At 64.9% G+C, this 17,568-nt stretch carries 15 protein-coding genes; all 15 read right to left on the bottom strand.

What is annotated here, in order from left to right; translation table 11 throughout:
- Window positions 1-881 (bottom strand): NADH-quinone oxidoreductase subunit N (locus ACJO3T_RS16605; protein ID WP_406979194.1); only part of this gene is annotated, 881 nt, incomplete at its 3' end.
- Window positions 881-2,416, bottom strand: a complete 1,536-nt coding sequence (gene nuoM / locus ACJO3T_RS16600) for an NADH-quinone oxidoreductase subunit M (RefSeq protein WP_406979193.1) — start codon at window positions 2,414-2,416, stop codon at window positions 881-883. The genes nuoM and ACJO3T_RS16605, both read right to left, overlap by 1 nt.
- Window positions 2,413-4,281, bottom strand: a complete 1,869-nt coding sequence (gene nuoL / locus ACJO3T_RS16595; protein ID WP_406979191.1) for an NADH-quinone oxidoreductase subunit L — start codon at window positions 4,279-4,281, stop codon at window positions 2,413-2,415. Before nuoL ends, nuoM begins: the two co-directional genes overlap by 4 nt.
- On the bottom strand, window positions 4,278-4,586 hold the full coding sequence (gene nuoK, locus ACJO3T_RS16590) for an NADH-quinone oxidoreductase subunit NuoK (RefSeq protein WP_406979189.1): 309 nt from the start codon (window positions 4,584-4,586) through the stop codon (window positions 4,278-4,280). Before nuoK ends, nuoL begins: the two co-directional genes overlap by 4 nt.
- On the bottom strand, window positions 4,583-5,101 hold the full coding sequence (gene nuoJ, locus ACJO3T_RS16585) for an NADH-quinone oxidoreductase subunit J (protein ID WP_406979187.1): 519 nt from the start codon (window positions 5,099-5,101) through the stop codon (window positions 4,583-4,585). Before nuoJ ends, nuoK begins: the two co-directional genes overlap by 4 nt.
- Before the next feature lie 18 nt (window positions 5,102-5,119).
- The gene (gene nuoI, locus ACJO3T_RS16580) at window positions 5,120-5,689 is read right to left on the bottom strand and encodes an NADH-quinone oxidoreductase subunit NuoI (protein ID WP_406962536.1); all 570 of its coding nucleotides are present in this window, start codon (window positions 5,687-5,689) and stop codon (window positions 5,120-5,122) included.
- Between the two features lie 9 nt (window positions 5,690-5,698).
- Complete coding sequence (gene nuoH, locus ACJO3T_RS16575) at window positions 5,699-6,676, bottom strand: NADH-quinone oxidoreductase subunit NuoH (protein ID WP_406962538.1); 978 nt, start codon at window positions 6,674-6,676, stop codon at window positions 5,699-5,701.
- On the bottom strand, window positions 6,673-9,390 hold the full coding sequence (gene nuoG, locus ACJO3T_RS16570) for an NADH-quinone oxidoreductase subunit NuoG (protein ID WP_406979186.1): 2,718 nt from the start codon (window positions 9,388-9,390) through the stop codon (window positions 6,673-6,675). The genes nuoH and nuoG overlap by 4 nt, the downstream gene beginning before the upstream one ends.
- A gap of 47 nt (window positions 9,391-9,437) precedes the next feature.
- Window positions 9,438-10,820 (bottom strand): NADH-quinone oxidoreductase subunit NuoF, encoded by a 1,383-nt coding sequence (gene nuoF, locus ACJO3T_RS16565; protein ID WP_406979185.1) that lies wholly within the window; start codon window positions 10,818-10,820, stop codon window positions 9,438-9,440.
- A complete protein-coding gene (gene nuoE / locus ACJO3T_RS16560) occupies window positions 10,817-11,332 on the bottom strand; it encodes an NADH-quinone oxidoreductase subunit NuoE (RefSeq protein WP_406962544.1) in 516 nt (171 codons plus the stop codon). Before nuoE ends, nuoF begins: the two co-directional genes overlap by 4 nt.
- Complete coding sequence (gene nuoC / locus ACJO3T_RS16555) at window positions 11,332-13,098, bottom strand: NADH-quinone oxidoreductase subunit C/D (protein ID WP_406979184.1); 1,767 nt, start codon at window positions 13,096-13,098, stop codon at window positions 11,332-11,334. The genes nuoE and nuoC overlap by 1 nt, the downstream gene beginning before the upstream one ends.
- 14 nt (window positions 13,099-13,112) lie before the next feature.
- The gene (locus tag ACJO3T_RS16550; protein ID WP_406962548.1) at window positions 13,113-13,790 is read right to left on the bottom strand and encodes a NuoB/complex I 20 kDa subunit family protein; all 678 of its coding nucleotides are present in this window, start codon (window positions 13,788-13,790) and stop codon (window positions 13,113-13,115) included.
- Window positions 13,791-13,846: 56 nt separating this feature from the next.
- A complete protein-coding gene (gene ndhC / locus ACJO3T_RS16545) occupies window positions 13,847-14,263 on the bottom strand; it encodes an NADH-quinone oxidoreductase subunit A (protein ID WP_406979182.1) in 417 nt (138 codons plus the stop codon).
- A gap of 117 nt (window positions 14,264-14,380) precedes the next feature.
- Complete coding sequence (locus tag ACJO3T_RS16540) at window positions 14,381-16,129, bottom strand: ABC transporter transmembrane domain-containing protein (RefSeq protein WP_406979196.1); 1,749 nt, start codon at window positions 16,127-16,129, stop codon at window positions 14,381-14,383.
- A 100-nt stretch (window positions 16,130-16,229) separates the two neighbouring features.
- Window positions 16,230-17,516, bottom strand: coding sequence for a sensor domain-containing diguanylate cyclase (locus ACJO3T_RS16535; protein ID WP_406962552.1), 1,287 nt, complete (start codon window positions 17,514-17,516; stop codon window positions 16,230-16,232).
- Window positions 17,517-17,568: the final 52 nt, after the last annotated feature.

The raw sequence follows: 17,568 nt of genomic DNA, 5'->3' as shown, positions 1-17,568 counted from the left end.
CCCAGCAGACGTTTCAGGTTGGGCTGGAACAGCGCCAGCAGGTTACCGCCGAGCATGGTAATCAGTGCCAGAAGGGTGATCAGGGTGTGTAACCACTCACTTTCGAAGATGGGCGCGGTCATCACCAGTCGCACCAGCAGGATAAATACCGCCAGCTTGCTTACCGTGGCCAGGAAGATAGTGGCCGGGGCCGGGCCGCCCTGGTACACATCCGGGGTCCATAGATGGAAAGGCACGATGGACAGTTTGAAGCCCAGGCCCACCAGCATCAGCACGGCGCCGGCCAGGGTCCAGGTGTCCGGGCTGGTGGCGAGTCCGGCGGCCAGGCCTGCCAGGTCCAGTCGACCAGTGCGGGCGTAGATCAGTGCCATGCCGAACAGCAGGAAGGCGGTGGCGGCGGCGGACAGGATCAGGTACTTGATGCCCGCCTCCAGGGACCGTTCCGCCCGGAAGCTGTAGGCCAGCATGCCGTACAGGGGCATGGACAGCAGCTCCAGGCTGATGAACAGGCTCGCCAGGTGGTTGCTGGCCACCAGCCCCAGGGCGCCGGTCACCGCGCACAGCAGCAACAGGTAGAACTCTTCCCGGGGGCCGATGTAGCCGGTCAGGTAGTGGTGGCTCAGGGCCACGGTGACCAGCGCGCACAGCAGTACCAGCACACTGCCCATGATCGCCAGGCCGTCCATGACCATCAGAGGTGGCGACGACAGGGCGCCGGACGCCACGGGCAGGCAGGCCAGGGCCAGAATCAGACCGGCGGCGGACAGCAGCGCTGTGATGCCATGGTGCCGTTGCCAGGCTACGCCCAGCATCACCACTACGGCGGTGGTGCCGACCACGATCAGTGGCAGCAGGGCGACCAGATTCTCCAGGGTCAGCATCAGTTCACCTCCCCTGCTCGATCGGCCAGTTCAGTGGGGGCCTGCTGGAACAACTCAGCGGCCGGCCCGGCGATGGGACTGGTGATGTCCAGGATCGGCTGCGGATAGAGCCCCACGAACAGGGTCAGCACCAGCAACGCCAGCATCATGCCGTATTCCCGCAGGTCCGGCCCGGCCAGGGGGCCGTGGCGGTATTCCTGGCCGTAGTGCACCCGCTGCATCAGCAGCAGGGAGTAGATCGCCGCCAGCACCAGGCCGATACTGGCAATGACCACCACCACCGGCGCACTGGGGAAGGTGCCGAACAGCACCATGAACTCACCCACGAAGTTGGCGGTGGCGGGCATGCCCAGGGAGGCGGCCACAAAGCACAGGGTAAAGCCGGGCAGCACCGGAATCCGGCCCCACAGCCCGCCCATGATGCGCATGTCGCGGGTGTGGATGCGCTCGTACAGTTGCCCGCTGAGGATAAACAGCCCCGCGCTGGAAAAGGCATGGGCCACCATCAGGATGATCGCCCCCTGGATGGCCAGTTCCGAGCCGGAGTACAGGGCAATCAGCACAAAGCCCATATGGGAGATACTGGTGTAGGCAATCAGCCGCTTGATGTCCTGCTGCCCGCAGGCCAGCACCGCACCGTAGATGATGCCCACCAGCCCCAGGGTCATGGCCACTGGCGCGAAGGCCTGGGATTCTTCCGGGAACAGCGGCAGTGCAAAGCGCAGGATGCCGTAGGCGGCAGTCTTCAGCAGGATGCCCGCCAGGTCGACGCTGCCCGCTGTTGGCGCCTGGGCGTGGGCGTCCGGCAGCCAGCCATGGAAGGGCACCACCGGCAGTTTCACCGCGAAGGCGATAAAGAACCCCAGCATCAGCCAGGGCGCCAGGGCTTCGGGGATATCGGTGCCCCGCAGCGTGTCGTAACTGAAGGACAGCTCCCCGGTATTCGAATAGTGCACGAACACCAGGGCAATGATCGACACCAGCATCAGCAGGCCGCTGGCCTGGGTGTAGATGAAGAAGCGGGTGGCGGCACGGATGCGGGTCTGCCCCTGGGAGCCACTATGGCCCCACAGGGCGATCAGGAAGTACATGGGCACCAGCATCATTTCCCAGAACAGGAAGAACAGGAACAGGTCCAGGGCCAGGAACACGCCCACCACGCCACCGAGGATAAACAGCAGGTTCAGGTGGAAGAACCCCACCCGGCGGGCGATCTCGTGCCAGGAGCACAGCACCGCCAGCGCCCCGAGGAAGCCGGTCAGCGCGACCAGGATGAGCGACAGCCCGTCCATGGCCAGGTGGATTTCGATGCCGAAGCGGGGTATCCACGGCGCCCGCCATTCCAGTATCCAGTGGCGACTGCCCTCGCCCGGCATGGTGAAATCGCCGGTCACCCAGAGCCACAGGCTGATCACCAGCACAAACAGCATGGTGACCAGGGCAATCCACCGTGGCGCCTTCTCGCCCCAGTGCTCTGCCTGCCAGCACAGCAGGCCGCCGATAAACGGGATCAGGATCAGCCACACCAGGATCATGCGACACCTCCCGGCAGCAGGGCCAGGGTCAGCAGAATCACCGTGGCCCCGAACACCATCACCAGGGCGTAGCTGCGAACCCGGCCGTTCTGGCTGCGCACCAGTCCGGCGTTGAAGGCCTTCGCCAGCACCGCCGGCAGGTTCATCACCAGGTTGACCAGATCCACCCGCAGTATTTTCACGGTCCATTGCCAGGGCCGTACCAACAGCCCTTCGAACACAGCGTCGAAGCCCCAGGCGTTGTGCCACAGGGTCCACAGGCGGGCGCCAATGCCATGGCGGGCCTTGTCCGCCAGCCAGTCCCGTTGCCACAGGAACAGCCAGGCCGCGATCAACAGGCCGGCGATGGCGGCCCCCATGGCAAGCACCTGCAGCAGGGTATGGCCGGTGTGAACGGATTCACCGGGGGCTGCTGGGAACAGGTCCCCCAGCCCCGGATAGATCCAGGCGCCAATAAACGTAGACAGGATCGCCAGCACCACCAGCGGCAGGTGATGGGTGACCGGGTTGGTGCCCGGTTCGGGATGGCGGGCGTGGTCGCTGCCCGGCTCGCCATGGAAGGTACCCAGGATCAGCCGCACCGTGTAGATGCCGGTGAGCACCGCCCCCAGCAGGCCGACGATCAGCAGGCCGGTCTGGTCCGCCGCCATGGCCTGCCACAGGATCTCGTCCTTGGAGAAGAAGCCGGCGCTCACCAATGGCAGCGCCACCAGCGCCGCACCGCCCACGATAAAGCCGCCATAGGCCACCGGCAGCTTGCGCCACAGGCCGCCGAGTTTGTCCATATCCTGCTCGTGGTGGCAGCTGATGATCACCGCCCCGGCGGACAGGAACAGCAGGGCCTTGAAGAAGGCGTGGGTGACCAGGTGGAAGATGGCGGCGTCAAAGGCGCCTACCCCCAGGGCAAGGAACATGTAGCCAATCTGGCTCATGGTGGAATAGGCCAGCACCCGCTTGATATCCGTCTGGGCCAGGGCCGCGAAGGCCGCCAGCAGCAAGGAGACGGCGCCGATTACGCCTACCAGCAACAGGACGTCCGGGGCCAGCAGGAATAGCCCATTCAGGCGGGCGATCAGGTAGACCCCGGCGGTGACCATGGTGGCGGCGTGGATCAGGGCGGACACCGGGGTGGGGCCGGCCATGGCGTCCGGCAGCCAGGTGTGCAGTGGCACCTGGGCGGATTTGCCGAGGGCGCCGCCGAGCACCAGTAGCGCGGCCAGGTTGGCGACATCGCTACCCGACGTCCACAGTTCCGGGGCCCGGGCCAGCACCGTCTGGATGTCCAGGGTGTCCAGCTCCATAAAGATCAGGAACAGCCCCAGGGCCAGGAACACATCGCCGATGCGGGTCACCACAAAGGCCTTGAAGGCGGCCCGGCCATTGGCGCTGCCCTGGTAGTAGTAGCCGATAAGCCCGTAGCTGCACAGGCCGACGCCTTCCCAGCCCAGGAACAGCAACAGCAGGTTGTCGCCGAGTACCAGCAGCATCATGCTGAACACGAACAGGTTCATCCAGGCGTAGAAGCGGGTGATGCCTTCTTCCCCGGTCATGTACCAGGCGGCGAACAGGTGGATCAGGAAGCCGACGCCGGTGATCACTGACATCATCACCAAGGCCAGGCCGTCCACCGCCAGGCCGATGGTGGGCTGGAAGTTGCCGACGGCGATCCAGGTCCACAGGGTAACGCCTTCGCTGCCACCGGCGTGGGATATGACCGTCCACGCGGTGGCCAGCGCCGCCAGCCCGACACTGCCCACGCCGATGACTGAACTGGTCCGTGGGCCCAGGCGACCGGCGGAAAAGGCCAGTATCAGGGTGCCCGCCAGGGGTAAAAGGAACGAAAGTACGACCGCCAATGCCATCATCCACGCATCCTGCTGGCTGCATCGAGGTTAAGGGAACGGAATCGCTGGTAAAGCTGGATCATCAACGCCAGCCCCACGCTGGCCTCCGCCGCCGCCAGGGTGATCACCAGCAGGAACATGGCCTGCCCGTCCGGCTGGTTCCAGGCGGTGGCGCCGACGATAAAGGCCAATGCGGCGGCGTTGAGCATCACCTCCAGGCTCATCAGCACGAACAGCATGTTGCGCCGAAGGATCAGCCCCAGCAGCCCCAGGCTGAACAGGATGGCGGCCAGGATCAGGCCGTGTTCCATGGGGACGCCATTCATTGGGAACCTCCACGATTGCGCAGGGGGTTCGATCGCCGGCCCACGTGGGACGCGGTGACGAGCGCCGCCAGCAGCAGGATGGCGGCCAGTTCCACCACCACCAGCCAGGGGCCGAACAGGGTCAGGGCCACCGATCTGGCGGTCAGCAGGTCACCGTCGATGGTCTGACCCACACTGCCCTGGGCCAGCAGCGATACCACGGCCCCCAGCAGGAGCATGGCCAGCAGCGACGGGCCTACCCAGTAGCGGGGGTGCAGGAAGGTCTGGTCCCGGTCCGCGTCCGGTTTCAGGTTGAGCATCATCACCACGAACACGAACAGCACCATGATGGCCCCGGCGTACACGATGATCTCCAGGGCCCCCGCAAAGGGCGCGCCCAGGGCGAAGAACACCAGCGCCACTGCAATGAGCGAGACAATCAGGTACACCACCGCGTGCACCGGGCTGGTGCCGGTGATCACGCCAACGGTGGCAAATACCGCCACCAGGCCGCTGAGGTAGAACGCGAGTTCCATCAGTTGCTCTCCATCCGTTCAGGGCAGCAGTGTCCGCACATCTTCCGGTGTCTCCTCGTTGCTTGCCTCGCCCTTGTCCTTGCCGCCGATGGCCATGCCCGCCACCTTGTAGAAGTGGTAGTCGTGATCCTTGCCGGGGCCGTTGATCAGCAGGTCTTCCTTCTCGTACACCAGTTGCTGGCGGTCGTACTCGCCCATCTCGAAATCCGGCGTCAGCTGGATGGCGGAGGTGGGGCAGGCTTCCTCGCACATGCCGCAGAAGATGCAGCGGGAGAAGTTGATGCGGAACCACTCCGGGTACCAGCGGCCGTCGTCCATTTCGCCCTTCTGCAGGGAGATGCAGTCCACCGGGCAGGCCACTGCACACAGATTGCAGGCCACGCAGCGTTCCTCGCCGTCCGGGTCACGGGTCAGCACAATGCGGCCCCGGTAGCGGGGCGGCAGGTAGACCTCCTCCTCCGGGTAGTTCACCGTCTCCCGCTTGCGGAAGCTGTGCATGAACACCATGCCCAGGGTGCGCAGCTGGGACCAGGTAGCCGGCACCAGCCAGAGCACCGTTCTGATGACCGGGACTTTAGTCCTTTCCATAAGCCCTCCCTAGGAATCCACCAGGAGCATCACCGCTCCCGTGGCCAGTAAGTTGATCAGTGTCAGCGGCAGGCACACCTTCCAGCCAAAGCTCATCACCCGGTCGTACCGGGGCCGCGGCAGTGACGCCCGCAGCAGAATGAACAGCATCAGGAAGAAGCCGGTCTTGAGGGCGAACCACAGGATCGGTGGCAGCCATGGTCCGTGCCAGCCGCCGAAGAACAGCGTCACGATCAGCGCGGATACCAGCACCATGCCGACATATTCGCCGATGAAGAACATGCCGAACTTCATGCCGGAGTATTCGATGTGGTAGCCGTCCGCCAGCTCCTGCTCCGCCTCCGGCTGGTCGAAGGGGTGGCGGTGGGTAACGGCGATACCGGCGACCAGGAAGGTGGCGAAGCCGAAGAACTGGGGAATGATGAACCAGAAGCCTTCCTGGGCATTGACGATATCCCGCAGATTGAAGGAGCCGGCCAGGGCCACCACCCCCATCAGCGACAGCCCCATGAACACCTCGTAGGACAGGGTCTGGGCCGAGGCCCGCATGGCCCCCAGTAGCGCGTACTTGTTGCCGCTGGCCCAGCCGCCGAGCAGCACGGCGTAAACGTTGATGCCCGCCATGGCCAGGAAGAACAGCAGCCCGATGTGCATATCCGCCACGCCCCAGCCCGGGGTAATGGGAATGACCACAAAAGACAGCAACAGCGAGGCAAAGGCGATGATCGGTGCCAGCACGAACAGGGGCCGGTCCGCGAACGGGGGAATCCAGTCTTCCTTGAAGAAGATCTTCAGCATGTCGGCAATCAGTTGCATCGTGCCGAAGGGCCCGACCCGGTTGGGGCCGTAACGGTCCTGCCACAGGCCCAGCAGGCGGCGCTCCACCACGGTCAGGGCGGCGCCGAGCAATACCGCGCCCAGCAGGATCACCAGGGCCTGGAACATGGCCCAGACGATGGCGGCCAGTTGTGGTGTCCACCAGCTCATGGCTCACCTCCCGATGCCTTTTGCAGGGTGACGGTTTCGCCCTGCAACAGCCCGGGTATCAGGGCGGCGGGCAGCCCCACCCAGCCGGTGGGCCAGTCGTCCTGTTCGCGTACGGGCATTGCCCTTTCCCCACCCAGGCTGACGATGTCCCCGGTATGCAGGCCCAGGCGTAGGGCATCCTCATGGCTCAGGGTGAGCCAGGGGGCCTCTGTCCTTTGCTGGATGGGTGTGGCCATTGAGGAGGTTTCCTCGCCGCCAAACAGCCGGGGCAGGATCAGGGCCCGCAGGCCGTCGATGGTGTCGGCGGATGGTGATGGCTGGCTGTAGTGGTGTGGCCCGGGCACCCGCGGGATCAGCCGGGCGCCGGGATCGCCGCCGCGCAGGTGACCCCCCACCTCATCGGTAAACTTGTTCCAGGCCTGGGGCGAGTTCCAGCCCGGGGCCCAGGCGAAGGGTACCTGCTGGCGGGCTTCCTGGTAGCCACTGTAGCCCTCCATGGAGAAGGCGAAGGCGGTGTCCGGGTCCTGCAGGGGCCGGGGTTCGCTCACGTTCAGGTTGGCGCGCATGGCGGTGCGGCCACTGTAGCGGTGGGGTTCCCGGGCCAGGCGCAGGCCGTCGATGCGATAGTTGGCACTGGGGGCGGCATCGACCATACCGGCCAGCACGGGGTGGTCGGACACGCAGGAGCCGATCACCGTATCCAGGGTGATATCGCTGGTCTTCTGGCCCCACAGATTCACCGTTAATACATGCAGCCAGCGCCAGCTCTCGTGGATGCGGGTCTCGGGCCGCAGATAGGTCGGGTCGTACACCTGGAAGAAACGCTGGGCGCGACCTTCCAGGTTCACCAGGGTACCGTCAGACTCGGCAAAGCTGGCGGCGGACAGGGTGAACCTGGCTTTCGCGGTGGTGGCCGTGTGCTGGTGGTCCAGTGCCACAATGATGTCCGCCCGGGCCAGGGCCGCGTCTACCCGGGCGGCGGGCAGTCTCTGGTAGAGGTCGTTCTCCAGTACCACCAGGGCGTCGGCACGGCCCTGGTCCAGTTCGTCCAGGGCCCAGTCCAGGGAATGACCGCCCATCAGGGACAAGCCGGTGCTGTTGGCTTCCCGCCGGATCAGTGTCAGTCCACCCCGCTTGGCCCGGCGGGCCAGGGCCCGGGCGATATTGCCAGCGGCGTCCAGCACGGCTTCCGACAGCAGTGAGCCACCACTGACCACCAGCGGCCGCTCTGCCGCCATCAGGGCATCGGCGATGCGTTGGGCAGCCTCGGCAAGGTCTGAAGACAGGTCATCCACTGCCGGGGCGGCGGGATCAATGTGGTGGGCCACCGCAAAACCGAGCCTGGCGATATCGTCCGGGGCCAGGGGATGGCGAGCTTCGGCGACGTCATCCAGGTCCGTGGCTGCGGGCCAGGCGATAAACAGCGGGTGGTAGCGGTCCTGGGCCAGGGTTTTGAGGGCCTCGGCGTTCCAGGCCGGTACGCCGATGGTCTCGCCCAGGGCTTTGCGACGGGCCAGGCCCGCCTGACGGATATTGAGGCCCAGGCGGCCGGCGCTCTGCACCGGGTCTTCCCCCAGTACCAGGATGGCGTCATGGTCCTCGATCTCCCGGGGGCTGGGCGTGGCCAGGCCGGTGCTGCGCTGCAATTCCGCCATCCGCTCCAGGCAGGCCTGCTCCCGGGCCTCGATGCCGGTGGCGTAATTGTCCATGCCGACCAGCTTCTGCAACTGGTGATTGCTCTCCAGGCTGGCCCGGGGCGAGCCGATACCGATGACGCGACGGGCATGGCGCAGGGCATCGGTGATCCGGGCCAGGGCATCCTCAACACCCAGTGGCACCGGGTCGCTCTCCGGTGAATCCCGCCACTCCGGCACCGTTGGGCGGTCCTCCCGGTTTACATAGCCATAGCCGAAGCGGCCCCGGTCGCAGAGGAAGTAACCGTTCACTTCGCCGTGGTAGCGGTTCTCGATGCGGCGGATGCTGCCGTAGCGTTCCCCGGGGCTGATGTTGCAGCCCACCGAACACTGGTGGCAGATGCCGGGGGCGAACTGGAGGTCCCACTTGCGGGTGTACTGCTCGGAATGACTCTGGTCGGTGAACACGCCGGTGGGGCACACCTCGGTGAGGTTGCCGGAAAAGGAACTCTCCAGGGTGCCTTCCTCGTAGCGCCCGAAGTAGACGTTGTCCTTGGCCCCGAAGGCGCCCAGGTCGGTGCCGCCGGCGTAGTCGTTGTAGAAGCGCACACAGCGATAACAGGTGATACAGCGGTTCATCTCGTGGGCGATGAACGGTCCCAGGTACTGGTTGCGGCGGGTGCGCTTGCGGAAGCGATAACGGCGACGGTCGTGGCCGGTCATCACCGTCATGTCCTGCAGGTGGCAGTGGCCGCCCTCCTCGCACACCGGACAGTCGTGGGGGTGGTTGATCATCAGCCACTCCACCACGCTGGCGCGGAAGGCCTTTGCTTCCTCATCGTCGATGGAGATGCGGGTCCGGTCCGATGCCGGAGCCATGCAGGACATCACGATCGTGCCCTTGTCATCGTCCGCATCCTTGTACTGTTTAACCGCGCACTGGCGACAGGCGCCCACGCTGCCCATGGCCGGGTGCCAGCAGAAATAGGGAATGTCGAGGCCCAGGGACAGGCAGGCCTGGAGCAGGTTGTGTGCCCCGTTCACTTCGTGCTGCTGTCCGTCCACATGAATGATGGCCATGGTTCAGTCCCGTTGCGTCGTCTTGGGGAAGCTCATACGTCTGCCTGCTATACCTGACCCACCGGAATCGGATCTTCGTGGGCCTTGCCTGTGGGCTTGCTCACGCCCGCCTCGAATTCGTGGCGGAAGTGCTTCAGTGCCGTCTGTAGCGGCATGGCAGCGCCGGGGGCATGGGCGCAGAAGGTCAGCCCCGGACCGCAGTCCGCCGCCAGTTTGTCCAGCAGTTCGATATCGCCGGTTTCCCCCTGCCCCCGTTCCAGGGACCGCAGCAGTTTCACGGTCCAGGGCAGGCCGTCGCGGCAGGGCGTACACCAGCCGCAGGATTCCCGGGCGAAGAATTCCTCCAGGTTGCGCATCAGCGCCACCATGCTCATGTCCTCCGGTACCACCGTCAGCAGACCGGTGCCCAGGCGGCTGCCCTCCTTGCCCACGGTGTCGAAGTCCAGTGGCAACTCCAGGTGTTCCGGCAGCAGAAAGCCGGTACTGGCGCCGCCGGGCAGCCAGGCCTTGAGCTGGCGGTTATCCCGTAGCCCCCCGGCCCGGTCGAGGATCTCACCGCCGGTGGTGCCCATGGGCAGCTCCCACAGGCCAGGCCGCTCCACCGGGCCGGAGACCCCGTAGAGCTTGCTGCCGCCGTCGTCGGTGCGATCGCCGGACAGGCCCTGGTACCAGCCAGCGCCGTTGAGGATCACCGCTGGCACGTTGCACAGGGTTTCCACGTTGTTCACCACTGAAGGCTTGCCCCAGGCCCCGGACTGGCCGGGAAACGGCGGCTTGGCCCGGGGGTTGGCCCGCTTGCCCTCCAGGGAGTTGATCAGGGCGGTTTCCTCGCCGCAGATGTAGCGCCCGGCACCGGTGTGCACCGCAATGTCGAAATCAAAGCCGCTGCCGTTAATGGCGTCCCCCAGCCAACCGGCCTCCCGGGCCTCGTCCAGGGCCCGGTTCAGCACCCGGGCCGATTCCACGTATTCCCCCCGCAGAAAGATGTAGCCATAGCGGCTGTTGTTGGCGTAGGCGCCGAGGATCATGCCCTCGATCAGCAGGTGGGGCTGCTGTTCCATCAGCAGCCGGTCCTTGAAGGTACCCGGCTCCATCTCGTCGGCGTTGCAGATCAGGTAGCCCCGGGGCCTATCGCCGCCCTGCAGGGTCAGGCTCCACTTGAGTCCGGCGGAAAAACCAGCGCCGCCACGGCCGCGCACATTGGCCTCCTTCATGGTGGCGATAATGGCCTGGGGGTCACCGTCAGCCAGGGCCTTGCGCACCGACTGGTAGCCGTCCTTCTGCAGGTACTCATCAAGCCAGACCGCCTCGCCGTCGTCCCGCAGACGCCAGGTGAGCGGATGGGTGTCGGCGCTACGGTCGGCCTCCGGCTGCAACAGCCGGCTGCGGTAGTGGACCGAATCGCGCTGGCTGGTGATGGAGTTGCTCATGGGTACCCCTCCAGCAGGCCCGGCAGATCCTCCGGGCGGACAGGTCCAAAGGTGTCATCGTCGATCATCAGCGCCGGGGCGCCGTCGCAGGCCCCCAGGCAACACACCGGCAGCAGGGTGAAGCGGCTGTCATCGGTGGTCTGGCCGTAGTCGACTCCCAACTGGTCCACCAGTGCCTGCTTCAGTTCGTCAAAGCCGGTCAGGAAGCAGGAGCTGCTATCACACACCAGCACCACGTGGCGGCCCACCGGCTGACGGAAGATCAGGCTGTAGAAGGTGGCCACGCCTTCCACGGCCGCGGGCCCTATGCCCAGCGTCCGGGCAATGGCGGGGATGGCCTCGTCCGGAACCCAGCCATGGCGGCGCTGGACGATCTTCAGCGCTTCGATGCAGGCGGCCTGGGGCTGCTCGTAGTGGGCCATTTCCTCCAGGATGGCGGTCTCGTCCGCCGGGTGCAGTTCGAAGCCGTCGCTGCCGATCAGTCCGGTTGTCTGTGGTGTCGTTGCCATCATCAGCGGTCCACGTCTGCCATCACGAAATCAATGCTGCCCAGGTGGGCAATCAGGTCCGGTACGAAACCACCCTTCATCACCGCCGGTATCTGCTGCAGGTGCGGAAAACTCGGGGTACGGATGCGGGTGCGGTAACTCATGGTGTTGCCGTCGCTGGTCAGGTAGTAACTGTTGATGCCCTTGGTGGCCTCGATCATCTGCAGGGATTCGTTGGGCTTGAGTACCGGTCCCCAGGACACCTGCAGGAAATGGGTGATCAGGGTCTCGATGTGCTGCAGCATGCGTTCCCGGGGTGGCGGTGTGGTCAGCGGGTGATCCGCCTTGTAGTCGCCCGCCGGCATGTTATTCACGCATTGCTGGATGATGCGCAGGCTCTGGCGCATCTCGTCGATGCGCAACTGGCCCCGGTCGAAGACATCGCCGTTGTGGCCCAGGGGTATTTCGAAATCAAACAGCTCGTAGCCGGAATAGGGCCGTGCCTTACGCAGGTCGAAGTCGCAGCCGGTGGCCCGCAGGTTGGGGCCGGTAACACCCCACTCCAGGGCCTCGGCGGTGTCGAAGGCGGCCACATGGCGGGTGCGTTCCCGCACGATGGCGTTCTCCATCATCGCCTTCTCGTATTCCCGCAGGCGGGCGGGCATCCAGTCCAGGAATTCCTGCACCAGCTTTTCCCAGCCCTGGGGCAGGTCCTGGGCGACCCCACCGATGCGGTACCAGGCCGGATGCATGCGAAAGCCGGTAATACCCTCGATCACCTTGTAGCCCCGTTGCCGGTCGCTGAAGGTGAAGAACACCGGCGACATGGCCCCCAGGTCCTGCAGGTAGGTGCCCAGGAACAGCAGGTGGCTGGTGATGCGGAACATCTCGGCCATCATCACCCGGATCACCTTGACCCGGTCCGGCACGTCGATACCCGCCAGCTTTTCCGCCGCCAGCACGTAGGGCAGGTTGTTCATGACGCCGCCGGTGTAGTCGATGCGGTCGGTGTAGGGAATGAAGCTGTGCCAGGACTGGCGCTCGGCCATCTTCTCGGCGCCCCGGTGGTGGTAGCCGATGTCCGGTACGCAGTCGACGATTTCCTCGCCGTCCAGTTGCAGCACGATGCGGAAGGCGCCATGGGCGGAGGGATGGTTAGGCCCCAGGTTGAGGAACATGAACTCGGCGCCGTCCCGCTCCCGCTGCATGCCCCAGGCCTCCGGCTCGAACCGCATGGCCTCCTGCTCGGTCTGCTGGCCTTTTACAGTGAGGGTGTAGGGGTCAAATTCCGTGGCCCGGGCGTGGTAGTCCTTGCGCAACGGGTGTCCCTGCCAGGTGGGCGGCATGAGGATACGTTCCGGGTGCGGGTGCCCCGCCACGGCGACGCCGAACATGTCCATGATTTCCCGCTCGTACCAGTTGGCGTTGGCGAACACCCGGCTGGCGGTGGGCACCCGCAGGTCATACTCGGACAGCGCCACCTTGAGGATCAGGTCCTCGTTCCGCTCCACCGACAGCAGGTGGTAGAACACCGTGTAGTCCGCCTCCGGCAGGCCATCCCGGTGGTTGCGCAGGCGTTCATCCACCGCCGACAGGTCGTACAGCATACTGAACGGTGCCGGCTGTTCCTTGAGGTGAGTCAGGATGTCCACAAGGCTTTCCCGACGCACCCAGAATACCGGCATGCCGGTGAGAGTGGGCTGCACGTACAGCAAATCCTCCCGGAACTGGTCCAGCAGGTGGCCGTTTCCGGTGTCAGCCTGTGGGTTGTCGACGGTGCCTGTGCTCATGGTTTTCCAGCTCGTCAGAGTTTGTCCGGTGTTCGCAGTTCGGTGGCCTGGATCCGCTGATCCCGCCACTTCTCCCGCTGGGACGGCATCTCCGCCCGGTAGACGCCCTGGTCCCCTACCACCCAGGACAGCGGCCGGCGCTCCTCCTGGATCGAGTCCTGCAGCAGTTGCAGCCCCTGCAGGAAGGCCTCGGGCCGGGGCGGGCAGCCGGGTACGTAGACGTCCACCGGCAGGAACTTGTCCACCCCCTGAACCACCGAGTAGATGTCGTACATACCGCCGGAGTTGGCGCAGGACCCCATGGAGATCACCCACTTGGGTTCCAGCATCTGGTCATAGAGCTGCTGGATCACCGGCGCCATCTTGATGAAGCAGGTACCGGCGATGACCATGAAATCCGCCTGCCGGGGCGAGGCCCGGATCACCTCGGAGCCGAAGCGGGCAATGTCGTGGGGCGCGGTGAAGGCGGTGGTCATCTCCACATAGCAGCAGGACAACCCGAAGTTGTAGGGCCACAGGGAGTTCTTGCGGCCCCAGTTGACGGCATTGTTAAGCACCTCGCTGAGCTTGCCGGTGAACACATTGCGCTCAAGCTGGCTCTTGACCGGGTCTTCCGTGGGTTCCTGCCTGCGGACCGGATAGCGGCTGTCGCCCTCCGGCACCGGTTCCGCCCGGGTCAGTGTGTAGGACATGCTTCGCCTCCATGAACGCTGGCGTGCAGCACAGCGTTCCTGCCAGATAGCTTGGATCAGCCTGCCGGACGATGGGGCCTGCCGCTGGATGACTCCGGCGCCCAGTCGAGGGCACCGGTACGGCTGTCATAGAGCAGGCCGGCCAGCAGGATCAGAATGAACACCGCCGCGCCCCAGAAGCCGGTCCACCCCACCTCGCGGATGACAATGGCCCAGGCAAACAGGAATACGGCTTCGATATCAAAGATCACGAACAGCATCGCGACCAGGTAGAACTTGACGGAAAAGCGCTGGCGGGCATCGCCGGTGCCGACAATGCCGGATTCGAACGGGAGCGACTTGCTGACACCCTGGCTGCGCCCGCCCAGCAGGCTGGAGGCGCCGACCATAAAGGCACACAGGCCCAGTGTGGCGACAATAAAGAAAGCAGTGGCCCAGTACCGGGCCAGCAGATCCGTAACCGTGTCAGCCATGCGCTCTCCCTGGCAGTGTGGTGCTGCCGTTGAGAAAACCGGTGGTGATTCGGGGGGAAGCCCCTACTGAAAAGCTAACAGTGGGTTGGCAATTGCGCAAATAATGAACGGGAAAAATCAATGACCTGCATCATCTTCCCCGGAGCCTCGGAATTGCAGTGCCGAGAGGCGGGCATACAGGTCGTTGCGGTGGATCAGCTCGTCATGGTGGCCGGCATCCAGCAGGCGCCCCTGGTCCATGACCAGGATACGGTCGGCATGCCGGACCGTGGCCAGCCGGTGGGCGATCACCAGGGTGGTCCGGCCCGCCATCAGCCCCGGCATGGCCTGCTGCACCAGTTGTTCGCTTTCCGCATCCAGGGCGCTGGTGGCTTCGTCCAGCAGCAGGATGGGGGCGTCCGCCAGTAGCGCCCGGGCGATGGCGAGGCGCTGACGCTGTCCACCGGACAGGCCCAGGCCGGTATCCCCCAGGCGGGTGTCGTAGCCCTCCGGAAGGGCCTGGATAAAGTCGTGGGCGTAGGCCGTGCGGGCGGCCCGGATCACCGTGTCCAGGCTGGCATCGGGGCGGGCGTAGCGGATATTGTCGGCAATGGTGCCGTGGAACAGGGCCGGGGTCTGGGGCACCAGGGCAAAGCAGTGGCGCAGGTCGGAGGGGCTGACCTGCCGGCTGTCGACGCCGTCGATCAGGATCTGACCCTGTTGTGGGTCGTAGAACCGCAGCAACAGGTCGAACAGGGTGGACTTGCCGGCCCCGGAGGGGCCTACCAGGGCGACAGTCTCGCCGGCGGTGATGGACACGGACAACTCCCGGATAGCCTCCACCTCCGGCCGGGTGGGATAGGCAAAGCTGACCTGGCGGAACTCGATGTTGCCCCGGACCGGCTGGGGCATTGATACGGCATCTGAAGGCGCCGGGTCGATCTCATTGTCACTCTGCAGCAGTTCGAAGATGCGGGCAGCAGCCCCGGCGGCCCGCTGCAGTTCACCGATCACCTCGCTGATGGCCCCGGCGGATACGCCTACCAGCAGGCTGTAGAACACGAAGGCGGCCAGTTCCCCGGGGCTTGTTCGCCCGGCAATCACATCCAGGCCGCCAATCCACAGCACGATGCCCACCGCCCCCATCACCAAGGTGATGGCCAGGGTCATCAGCCAGGCCCGCTGGCGGATACGGTCCCTGGCGATCAGGAAGGCGTTCTCTGCCACCGTGGAAAAGTGCTCCCGATCCACCGGCTGGTGGTTAAAGGCCTGAACGGTCTTGATCTGGGTGAGATTTTCGCCCACATAGCTTCCAACGTCGGCGACCCGGTCCTGACTCAGGCGGGACAGGTTCCGCACCCGGCGACCGTAGAACAGGATGGGAATCAGCACCACCGGAAAGCCGAAGATGATCACGCTCGCCAGCTTGGGGTTGGTGATGAACAGCAGGACGACCCCGCCGATCAGCATCAGCAGGTTACGCAGGGCGATGGAGACGGTGGAGCCGATCACCGATTGCAATACGGTGGTATCCGCCGTGAACCGGGATTGGATCTCCAGGCTGCGGTTCTTCTCGTAGAACCCTGGATGCAGGTCGATCAGGTGGCTGAACACCTGCTTGCGGATGTCCGCCACCACCCGCTCGCCGATCCAGGAGACCAGATAGAACCGGGCAAAGGAGCCCACCGCCAGTGCCATCACCAGCACGAAGAACAGGCCGATGGATTGCGCCAGCATGGTCGGCGACTGGGTGGCCAGGCCCTGGTCCACCAGGATGCGCAGCCCCTGGCCCAGTGACAGGGTGATGCCGGCGGTGATCACCAATGCGGTCATGGCACCGGCAACGGCCTTGCGGTAGGGCAGGATAAAGTCCCGGGCCAGGATCAGGGCCCGGCGGTGTTTGCTGGCGATGGGATGACTCCTGTCGGCGGTTCGTGGGCATCTGACCGGGTTTCGGCCCCGGGAGAGGGAGCCTGCCTCCCGACGGTCATTCCGGGTCTGGTACCACGATGCGATTCCGCCCCTGGCGTTTGGCAGCGTACAGCGCCTGGTCGCATCGGGACAACAGATCCCGGATAGAGGACAGGCCTTCGTGCCAGGTCACCACACCACCACTCAGGGTCACGGTAAAGGACTGGCCCTCGCCATTGTCGAAGGCTTCCTGCTCCGTGGCCTTTCGCAGGTCTTCGGCAACACGGTGGGCCGAGGCGGTGTCGGTACTGGGCAGCAGGACCAGGAACTCCTCACCCCCGGTACGTGCCACTACGTCGGTCCGGCGGACCCGGCTTCGCAGGACACCGGCGAACCGTTGCAGTACCTGGTCACCCACCAGGTGGCCCCAGGAATCGTTGATCTGCTTGAAATGGTCGAGATCCAGCGAGATCAGGGAGAAAACGTCGCCATAGCGATTCGCGCGGGCGATCTGTTCCTCCAGGGTCCGCAGCATGTGACGCCGGTTGTGGAGGCCGGTGAGCTCGTCGGTGATGGACAGGCGTTCCAGCTCAAGCTCCAGCTGTTTGCGCTCGGTAATATCCATGGCCATGCCGTGCCAGACAATACGGCCCAGCTCGTCCCTCTCCGGCTGGGCCACGCCCTCCATCCAGCGGATTTCGCCGTTGACCTCGATCCGGTACTGGCAGCGCCATTCGGTGAGGTTTTCTGCTGACTCGACCGTGGAATCGAGGACCTGCTGGATATCGTCCCGAACGATGATATCGAACAGCGTGGAAGGGTTTGTCAGTGTCTCTTCCGCAGGGATTCCATAGAAATCGATACTTTTCCTGCTCACATAGGTGAAACGGAACTGGCCGTCGGTGTCCATCACAAAGGTGTAGATCACCCCGGGCAGGGATTCCGCCAGGCGTTGCAGGCGATGCTGGGTCTCCCGTTCCTCGGAAATATCCAGGTGGGTGCCGCAGACCCAGTTGGCCTGGAGCTTGTCATCCTCCAGGCGTCGGCCCCGGCTATGGATCCACCGCCAGTGGCCATCCCGGTGACGGAGGCGAATCACACAGTCGAAATAGGGCGTCTCCCCCCGCAGGTAGTCCCCCATCCGGGCCTTCGCATTATCAGCATCTTCCGGGTGTGTCAGGGACTGCCAGAGCTCGTAAGTCATGGGTTGAAGCTCGGCGGGTTCGTAACCGAGCATGTTGGCCCAGCGGTCGTTAACGATGACGGCACCGGTGTCGAGATTCCATTCCCAGGTGCCGGCGCGAGTAGCATCGATAATGGCCTTTAGCCTGGCCTCCGGCGAGAGTTTGGGACCTTTGGGCATGGACGGATCCGAGCTGGTGGTTTTGTGATCACTTATGGGGCGAATAATACCC

The organism is Marinobacter shunpengi (genome assembly GCF_045449715.1).
In the GTDB taxonomy this organism is placed as follows: domain Bacteria; phylum Pseudomonadota; class Gammaproteobacteria; order Pseudomonadales; family Oleiphilaceae; genus Marinobacter.
The sequence above is the reverse complement of the archived record's forward strand: the minus strand, read 5'-3'. Positions and strand labels throughout refer to the sequence as shown.